We start from the raw sequence: 8,233 nt of genomic DNA, 5'->3' as shown, positions 1-8,233 counted from the left end.
AGACGAGGCTGGCAGCCAACGTGCCAACCCAGGCGGACGTGACTACCTGAGGTAGGTCAGGGGAAGGACGGGACCTCGCCGCGCGACTCGGCAAAGATCAGCAGGGTCCGCGTGCTGGTCACCCCGGGGATGGTCTGGATGCGGTCGAAGACCACCGACCGCAGCGCCGCGTTGTCCTGCGCCCGCACGAGCACGATGACGTCGTACTCCGCAGCCACGAGCGCCACGTGCTCGACGCACGGCACCTGGACGAGCGCGTCGCGGACCTCCCGCCAGGAGTTCTGCTCGACCGACACCAGGACGTACGCCGACGTGCCCAGCCCGGCCGCCTCGGGGTTGACGCGCACGGTGAAGCCGTCGACCACGCCCTGCTCGACCAGCCGGTCCAGCCGGGCGTAGGCGGTGGCGCGCGACACGTGCAGCCGCTCGGCGATGGTGCGCAGCGACTGCCGCCCGTCGTCCACCAGGGCGCCCAGCAGCGCGCGGTCGACCTCGTCGAGCGGTGCGTTCGTCCGCGTCTCGTCAGACATGTGGCCCCCATCCGGTCGGTTGGAGAGCCGATCGTCCGGTTCTCCGCCGCCTCATTGAACCATCGGGCCGGCGGGGCGCACCATGGCGTCTCACCGCTCCACGACATACCGGAGGCTGTCGATGACGACACCCGACCACGTCGCGGGCCGCGCAGCCGCGCAGGCCGTCGACCATCCCGACCACCCGCACCGGCACGAGCCGTTCCAGGCCGGGCTGATCCCCGCTCCGGAGCCGGTGCGCTTCCTGGACGGGGAGGGCAACCGGGTGGAGCCGGTGACCGACGACTACGTCGAGCCGGACGCCGACCAGCTCGTCGAGTGCTACCGCCGGATGGTGGTCGGGCGGCGCTTCGACATCCAGGCGACGGCGCTCACCAAGCAGGGGCGCCTGGCCGTCTATCCCAGCTCGCGCGGCCAGGAGGCCTGCCAGGTCGGCTCGGTCCTCGCGCTGGGCGAGCAGGACTGGGTCTTCCCGACCTACCGCGACAGCGTCGCCCTGGTCAGCCGCGGGGTCGACCCGGTCGAGGTGCTCACCCTGCTCCGCGGTGACCAGCACTGCGGGTATGACGTCGCGCAGACCCACGTCGCGGCCCAGTGCACGCCGCTGTCGACGCAGCTGCTGCACGCGGCCGGGCTGGCGCACGGCGAGCAGCGACGGGGACGCGACACGGTCGTGATGGCGTTCATCGGGGACGGGGCCACGAGCGAGGGCGACTTCCACGAGGGGCTCAACTTCGCCGCCGTCTTCAAGGTCCCCGCGGTCTTCGTGGTGCAGAACAACGGGTGGGCGATCTCGGTGCCGCTCAGCAAGCAGACCGCGGCACCGTCGTTGGCCTACAAGGGGATCGGCTACGGCGTGGTGTGCGAGCAGGTGGACGGCAACGATGCCGTGGCCGTGCTCGCCGTCATGAACAAGGCCGTCGCCTGGGCGCGCGCGGGCAAGGGTCCGGTGCTGCTCGAGCTGCACACCACGCGGCTCGAGGCGCACACCAACGCCGACGACCACCTGCGGTACCGCTCCAAGGAGGAGCTGGCGGCCATCGCCCACGAGGACGCCGTGGCCCGCCTCGAGAAGTACCTGCGCCACCAGGGTCTGGTCGACGACGCGTTCGTCGCGGAGGCCAAGGCCGAGGGCGAGCGGCTCGCCGCGGACCTGCGCGAGCGCATGAACCTCGACCCCGAGACGCACCCCGACGACCTGTTCCGGCACGTCTACGCGACCCTCACGCCGCAGCTGCGCGAGCAGCGGGCGATGCTGCACGCCGAGCTCGACGCCGACGCCGACGCCGCGTCCGAGTCCGACTCGCAGGCAGCCCACGACCCGTCGACGGAGGACGTCCGATGAGCACCGTCACCTTTGCCTCCGCGCTCAACCGGGCGCTCGCGGACGCCATCGCCACCGACCCGGACGTGCTCGTCTTCGGCGAGGACGTGGGGGTGGCCGGCGGCGTCTTCCGGATCACCGACGGCCTCGCGGCGACCTATGGCGACGACCGCTGCTTCGACACCCCCCTCGCGGAGTCGGGGATCATCGGCTTCGGCGTGGGGCTGTGCATGGCGGGCTTCCGGCCCGTCGCCGAGATGCAGTTCGACGCGTTCGCCTACCCGGCGTTCGAGCAGATCACCTCGCACGTCGCCAAGATGCGCAACCGCACCCGCGGCTCCGTGACCATCCCGATGACGATCCGCATCCCGTTCGCCGGGGGCATCGGCGGGGTCGAGCACCACTGCGACTCCTCGGAGGCCTACTACGCCGCCACGCCGGGGCTCAAGGTCGTGACGCCGGCGACGGTCGAGGACGCCTACCTGCTGCTGCGGGCGGCGATCGACGACCCCGACCCCGTGGTGTTCATGGAGCCCAAGCGCCTCTACTGGTCCAAGGGCGACGTCGACCTGGACGACCTGTCGGCGCGCTGGGGGAGCGGGTCGCTGACCCACGACCAGGTCCTTGGTCGGGCCGCGGTGCGACGGTCGGCCTCCGACGTCTCGCGCGCGGCGACGATCGTGGCCTACGGCCCCACCCTGTCGGTGGCGCTGGAGTCCGCCGAGGCCGCGCGCGAGGAGGGCTGGGACGTCGAGGTCGTCGACGTGCGGTCGCTCGTGCCCTTCGACGACGAGACGGTCGTGGCCTCGGTGCGCCGCACGGGCCGTTGCCTGGTGCTGCAGGAGGCCCAGGGCTTCGCGGGCGTCGGGGCGGAGATCGCCGCCCGCGTCCAGGAGCGGGCCTTCCACTCCCTGGCCGCGCCGGTGCTGCGCGTCACGGGCTTCGACATCCCCTATCCCGCACCGAAGCTCGAGCACCTGCACCTCCCCTCGGTGGACCGCGTGCTCGACGCCCTGGCGCGGCTGCAGTGGGACGACGAGCCGGACACGCGCCACCTCGAGCCGGCTGCGACTGCGCCGGCAGCGTCCACAGCGTCCTCAGCGGCGCAGGCGGGGGCGGGTACCCGATGAGCCACAAGGTCTTTCACCTGCCGGACCTCGGCGAGGGCCTGACCGAGGCCGAGGTCGTCAGCTGGCTCGTCGGCCCCGGCGACACCGTCGTCGTCGACCAGCCCATCGCGGTCGTCGAGACCGCCAAGGCCCAGGTCGAGCTGCCCTGCCCGTATGCCGGCAGCGTGGTCACCCTGCACGGCGAGGCCGGGCACGTGGTCGACGTGGGTGCGCCGTTCATCACGGTGGACGTCGACGTGCCTGCGGACGGGATCACCGGCGGTGGGGCGAGCGAGGCGTCCGACGTCGCCGTCGACACCTATCGCGAGGAGGAGCGCGCCGGCTCGGGCGCCGTCCTGATCGGCTACGGCACGAGCGAGGGCTCCCGTCGGCGGCGTCGCCGCGTGGGGGCGGGTGGCCCGACGGCCCCCGCCGCCGGGTCGTCGCTGCCGTCGGCCGCGCCCGTCATGGGCGACACGGCGGGACCGGTCGTCGACGAGCACGTGCCGCCCGAGGTGTCCAGCAAGCCCGGCGCCGCCGTCCGCGTGATCTCCCCGCTGGTGCGTCAGCTCGCCGACGAGCACGGCATCGACCTGCGGACCGTCACCCCGACGGCGCCGGGTGGCATCATCCGCCGGTGCGACGTCATGGCGGTCGTCACGGCCCGCGGTGAGGGTGGCGCGCCGGGATCCCTTGCGCCGCAGTCGGAGTCGCGCGTGACGTCGACCGCGGGGTCCCCGACCCCGGATCGCCGGATCCCGCTGACCGGCATACGAGGCACGATCGCCAGCCGGCTCGCCACCTCGCGCCGCGAGATCCCCGACGCGACCACCTGGGGCGACGTGGACGCGACCGACTTCCTCGCGGTCCGCCGCCAGCTCGCCGACGCGCGGCCCGAGGCACGCATCGGCGTGCTGGCCCTGCTGGGGCGCGTCATGGTCGCCGGCCTCCGGCGCTATCCCGAGCTCAACTCGACCGTCGACACGGCGGCCAACGAGGTCGTGGTGCGCGGGGCGATCAACCTGGGCTTCGCCGCGCAGTCGCCGCGTGGGCTCGTCGTGCCCGTCGTCCACGGCGCGGACGAGATGACCCTCGCCGAGCTGTCCACGGCGTTGCGCGAGCTCACCACCAAGGCCATGGACGGCACGCTGTCCCCGGCCGAGATGACCGGCGGGACGTTCACGCTCAACAACTACGGGGGGTATGGCGTCGACGGCTCCACCCCGATCATCAACCACCCCGAGGCGGCCATGGTCGGCGTGGGACGGATGATCGACAAGCCGTGGGTCGTGGACGGGGCGCTCGCCGTGCGCAAGGTCGGCACGATCGGCCTCACCTTCGACCACCGGGTGTGCGACGGCGGGACCGCGGGCGGCTTCATCCGCTACGTCGCCGACTGCATCGAGCGCCCGACCACCCTGCTCCTCGACCTCTGACCGAGCCGCCCAGTCACCCCACTCACCCCGCCTGCCCCATCCCCTGCCAGGATCGTGAGTGTTCTCTCCAAGAATCTTGGACAAGACACTCACGATCTTCGGGGGTCGAGAGGCGGGGCCGAATGGCGCGGGTCTTGGTGTCTTACGGAGGCAATATTCACGTATGACGACTGTGACCTTCCGCGCGGACGAGCAGCTGCAACGGCTGCTCGTCGAGCTGGCACGACCGGGCGAGACCCGCACCGACACTATCCGGCGAGCGCTGCAGGAAGCGTCGTCGTTCGAGCGACGAGAGCGGATGCGTCTCGAGGCCCTGGCGCTGTCCTGCGACGAGGTGGATCGCGCCGAGTCCCGCGCCGTCCTCGATGACGTGGAGGGCGCGCGTGCGTGGTGACGTCCACGAGCTGCCTGCGCCGCGAGGGGCGCGTGGGCACGAGCAGCGGGGTCGCCGCTACGCCGTCGTCGTGCAGTCGGACGACCTGCTGCTGTCCACCGTCCTGATAGCACCGACCACGACGTCGGCCCGCGCCACCTCGTTCCGCCCCGCCATCGAGCTCATGGGACGAGACATGCTGGTGCTGGTGGAGCAGACCGCCGCCGTCGACCCCGCTCGGCTGGGGCCGTGGGTGGGGCGGCTGAGTCATCATGAGCTCGTCGACGTCGACGACGCCTTGCGTCTGGTGCTGCAGCTCGACCTCTGAGTGCCCCTCAGCCCCAGGATCGTGAGTGTTTGGTCCAACTTTCTTGGACCAAACACTCACGATCTGGGGAGAGCGGATCTGGGGGTGGGGTCAGCGGATCCAGGAGCCGTCGGGGGCGCGGCGCCAGCCTCCGGCGCCAGGAGCTGGAGCCGCCTGGGGCGCCGCAGGGGCGGCAGTGGCGGCCGGTGCCGTGGGGGACGCAGCGGATGCCGCACCTGCCCCGACCGTGGTCGAGCCGGGGGTCGGAGCGACGGGCAGGCCGGCGAGCCGGGCCGCCCGCAGCCGGGCGAAGTAGTCCGCCCACTGCGCGCACGACGGGCGGTGCCCGGGCGTCTCGGACAGGGACGCGGCGAGCAGGTGCTGCCCCTCCGGGTCGAGGACGTCGGCGACCCGGCGGGTGTCGCGGGCCGTCGAGGCGTTGGTGCCGGGGGACAGGCAGCGCAGGACGAACAGCGCGTACTTGTAGACGTCGGTGTAGCTCGTCAGCTGGGTCTGCTCGGCGGCCGGCGGCTCCCAGTCGGGGGTGTTGAGCTGTGGGACGGCCGACATGGTCCCGCGCACGCGCACGGCGTCGCAGTCGACGAGCATGATCCCGGCGTCCGCGCGTCCCGGCCCGACGGAGAACAACGCGTTCTTGGCGTTGAAGTCGCCGAACACGACGTTGTTGGCGTGCAGCAGGGCGAAGACGCGGGCCAGCTCCTCGCACAGGTGCAGCCGCTGGTGCAGGTTGACCAGCGGGAAGCCGAGCTTGGCGCACCGGTTGGCCGCGAGGAAGAGGAACTGGATCTCGCGTTCCTTGCGCATGGCGGATCCGGTGATGGACCGCCCCACCTGGACGAACGAGTCCGGGATGAGCGGCATCAGCAGGCCGACGACGCGACCCTGGTCGCGCACCAACCGGATCGGCCACGCGGCGTGCGAGTCCAGCAGGTCCCGGTCGGGGGCGCTCATGCGCGAGCGCACGCCGACGATGGCCTCGAGGCCGCCGCTGGCGAGCTGGCCCGCCTTGAACTCCTTGTAGGCGAGGCGGTGGTGCACGTCGGGCAGCTGGAGCGTCAGGCACCGGTAGACCCGGCCCTGACCGCCCTCGGCGATGTACTCCAGCTGCCCGAGCTGCGACCGCTCGATGAGCTCGCCGGCCGACAGGCTCACTCGGGCACCACCAGCCAGACGCCGATCGCGCCGCGGTCGTCGTCGAAGGTCTTTCGCCCGAACGCCACCTGCGCCGCGAACTCGAGCGGGTGCGGCGGCCGCGCCCACAGCCGTGCGAGCTCGCGACCGACCTCGCCCCCGCCGGATCCCAGCGGGTCGCCGACCCCGTCGGTCATCAGCACGAGTGCCGCACCCTCGCCGAGCGTCGTCTGCACCGGCACCGGGTCGGCCTCCGGCACCAGCGGGAGGCAGGCGGTGGCGGACTCGGCGATGACGTTGCCGGCGTTCTTGACCTCGCCGAGCGCGATCCAGCCGCGCTCGTCGTCGACGATCCAGGCGCTCGTGTCACCGAGGCGCACGACCGTGACGGCGTGGGTGCCGTCGTCGCTCGGCCGGGTGGCCACGATGCCGATGACCAGCGTGGTCGCCATCCGCTTGGCGACGTCCCGCTGCGTGAGGTCCACCGTCGGCTCGGAGTCCGGCAGCGTCGCGCACACGTCGGCGAGCAGGTCCGCGAGCCGGGTGTAGATCTCGCGGTAGGGGATCTCGGCCGGCTCGTGCGTCTCGAGCATCGTGATGACCTGCGCCGCGCCCTCCTCGGTCGCCATCTTGGCGGCGAGGTGCGACCACTCCCCGGCGGAGACGCCGTCGGCCACGAGGCAGACGAGCCACTCGCCGTCGCGCGAGAGCACCGTGCAGTGGTCGTCCTGGCGGGGGTCGGCATACTGCTGGTGCGCCAGCCCCCGCGAGCTGGCCCCGCGCAGGATCAGCCGCGGTGTGCCCTCGGGGTCCGGGATGGTGGCCGCGTCGATGACGATGTCGTGCGCGTCCCGGTGCTTGAGCTCCGTCAGCGAGACCGCATGGGAGAAGGCCCGACCCGGGTCGCCGATCGTGTAGGCCTCGAACGCGCCCGTCCGCCGGATCGGCTCCGCGGCCGGCGCGGGGACTGCCGCAGCCGGCTCGGGCTCGGCGGAAGCGCCCGCCTCAGCAGGAGCCTTCGGCATGGCGGGAGCCTCGAGGGATGTGTCCGGCTCGGCGGGAGCCTGGTCGGACGTCTCCGGCTGCGGGGGCGCTGCCGGCTGGGACGGGCTGGCCGGCGGGGCGCTCGCGGATCCCGCCGGAGCGCCCTCGCCTGCGTGGCCGGTCGGCTCAGAGGAAGACATCGTCGTCCGCGGCGTAGGACTTGACGCCGTCCTCGGCCTTGGGCAGCACGATCCCGTTGCTGCCCTGGGCGAGACCCGTCGAGGACTGGATGACCGAGGTCACGAGCAGCTTGGCCATCTTGGTGACGGCGGACGCCGCGGTCTGGTCCTGGTCGGCCATGAAGAGGCGCATCGCGCGCTCCGGCGGGTTCTTGGGGTGGATGACCTCCTGCAGGATGCGGGGGTCGGCGCCCTGGAGGCCGAACGGGATGATGTTGGGGTACATCCGGTTGCCCGTGCCGGACGCCTTGTCGTACTGCGTCAGCGCGGCGAAGGCGGCCTTCCAGTCCGGCTCGGCGTCCGTCGGCGCGCCGTCGGAGAGGAAGAACACGGCCGGGCGGTGCACGGCGAAGCCGTCCGCCTTGAGCTGGTTGACGTCCCGCTCGATCTGGGTGCGCAGCAGGTCGAAGGCCGCCTTGTATGACGTCCGCCCCCGCCCCTCGAGCTGCGGCAGGGTCGTCTGCTCGAGCAGGTCGCACAGCGGCAGCACCATGCGGGCGTCGTCGCTGAAGTCCATGACCCCGAAGCGCACCTTGTCGCAGATGATCGGGTCCTTCTCGAGCGCCTGGACGAGGCTCGGGAGGATGTTGTTGGCCTCGGTGAGGGCGCCGCTCTCGACCATGGAGTGGGAGACGTCGCAGACGAGGTAGAACGGCAGGAGCTTGGCCTTGTCGTCCTGCGGCGCGGGGGTGTCGATCGAGCTCGGCACGGGCTGCGCGGGGGCGGCGGGCACGGGCGGAGCAACCGGGGCCGCGGGCGCGGGCGTGGCCGCCGGGGTC

9 protein-coding genes are annotated in these 8,233 nt (G+C 72.4%); 5 read left to right on the top strand and 4 right to left on the bottom strand.

The window, feature by feature from the left end:
- Positions 1 to 56: 56 nt before the first annotated feature.
- The gene (locus tag B2P18_RS00225) at positions 57 to 530 is read right to left on the bottom strand and encodes an Lrp/AsnC family transcriptional regulator (protein WP_019286315.1); all 474 of its coding nucleotides are present in this window, start codon (positions 528 to 530) and stop codon (positions 57 to 59) included.
- Between the two features lie 121 nt (positions 531 to 651).
- Here B2P18_RS00225 and pdhA point away from each other — a divergent pair, with 121 nt between their 5' ends.
- The 5 genes from pdhA (at position 652) to B2P18_RS00200 (ending at position 5,100) form a co-directional block, all read left to right on the top strand.
- A complete protein-coding gene (gene pdhA, locus B2P18_RS00220; RefSeq protein ID WP_239263901.1) occupies positions 652 to 1,875 on the top strand; it encodes a pyruvate dehydrogenase (acetyl-transferring) E1 component subunit alpha in 1,224 nt (407 codons plus the stop codon).
- Positions 1,872 to 2,984 (top strand): alpha-ketoacid dehydrogenase subunit beta, encoded by a 1,113-nt coding sequence (locus B2P18_RS00215; RefSeq protein WP_019286312.1) that lies wholly within the window; start codon positions 1,872 to 1,874, stop codon positions 2,982 to 2,984. Before pdhA ends, B2P18_RS00215 begins: the two co-directional genes overlap by 4 nt.
- Positions 2,981 to 4,399: a dihydrolipoamide acetyltransferase family protein gene (locus tag B2P18_RS00210; protein ID WP_286955262.1), complete on the top strand. Its 1,419-nt coding sequence runs from the start codon at positions 2,981 to 2,983 to the stop codon at positions 4,397 to 4,399. Before B2P18_RS00215 ends, B2P18_RS00210 begins: the two co-directional genes overlap by 4 nt.
- Before the next feature lie 163 nt (positions 4,400 to 4,562).
- Complete coding sequence (locus B2P18_RS00205) at positions 4,563 to 4,793, top strand: hypothetical protein (protein ID WP_029211850.1); 231 nt, start codon at positions 4,563 to 4,565, stop codon at positions 4,791 to 4,793.
- Positions 4,783 to 5,100 (top strand): type II toxin-antitoxin system PemK/MazF family toxin, encoded by a 318-nt coding sequence (locus tag B2P18_RS00200; protein WP_239263897.1) that lies wholly within the window; start codon positions 4,783 to 4,785, stop codon positions 5,098 to 5,100. Before B2P18_RS00205 ends, B2P18_RS00200 begins: the two co-directional genes overlap by 11 nt.
- Before the next feature lie 90 nt (positions 5,101 to 5,190).
- On the opposite strand, the gene B2P18_RS00195 is transcribed toward B2P18_RS00200, so the two are convergent.
- From B2P18_RS00195 to B2P18_RS00185, 3 genes are all read right to left on the bottom strand, one after another.
- Positions 5,191 to 6,252 carry a hypothetical protein gene (locus B2P18_RS00195; protein WP_029211852.1) on the bottom strand — a complete coding sequence of 354 codons (1,062 nt, stop codon included), beginning with the start codon at positions 6,250 to 6,252 and terminating at the stop codon, positions 5,191 to 5,193.
- Positions 6,249 to 7,256, bottom strand: coding sequence for a protein phosphatase 2C domain-containing protein (locus tag B2P18_RS00190; protein ID WP_029211853.1), 1,008 nt, complete (start codon positions 7,254 to 7,256; stop codon positions 6,249 to 6,251). Before B2P18_RS00190 ends, B2P18_RS00195 begins: the two co-directional genes overlap by 4 nt.
- Positions 7,257 to 7,401: 145 nt before the next feature.
- Positions 7,402 to 8,233 (bottom strand): vWA domain-containing protein (locus B2P18_RS00185; RefSeq protein WP_286955259.1); only part of this gene is annotated, 832 nt, incomplete at its 5' end.

It is taken from the genome of Arsenicicoccus sp. UBA2120 (genome assembly GCF_002330965.1).
Lineage (GTDB): Bacteria > Actinomycetota > Actinomycetes > Actinomycetales > Dermatophilaceae > Arsenicicoccus > Arsenicicoccus bolidensis.
The sequence above is the reverse complement of the archived record's forward strand: the minus strand, read 5'-3'. Positions and strand labels throughout refer to the sequence as shown.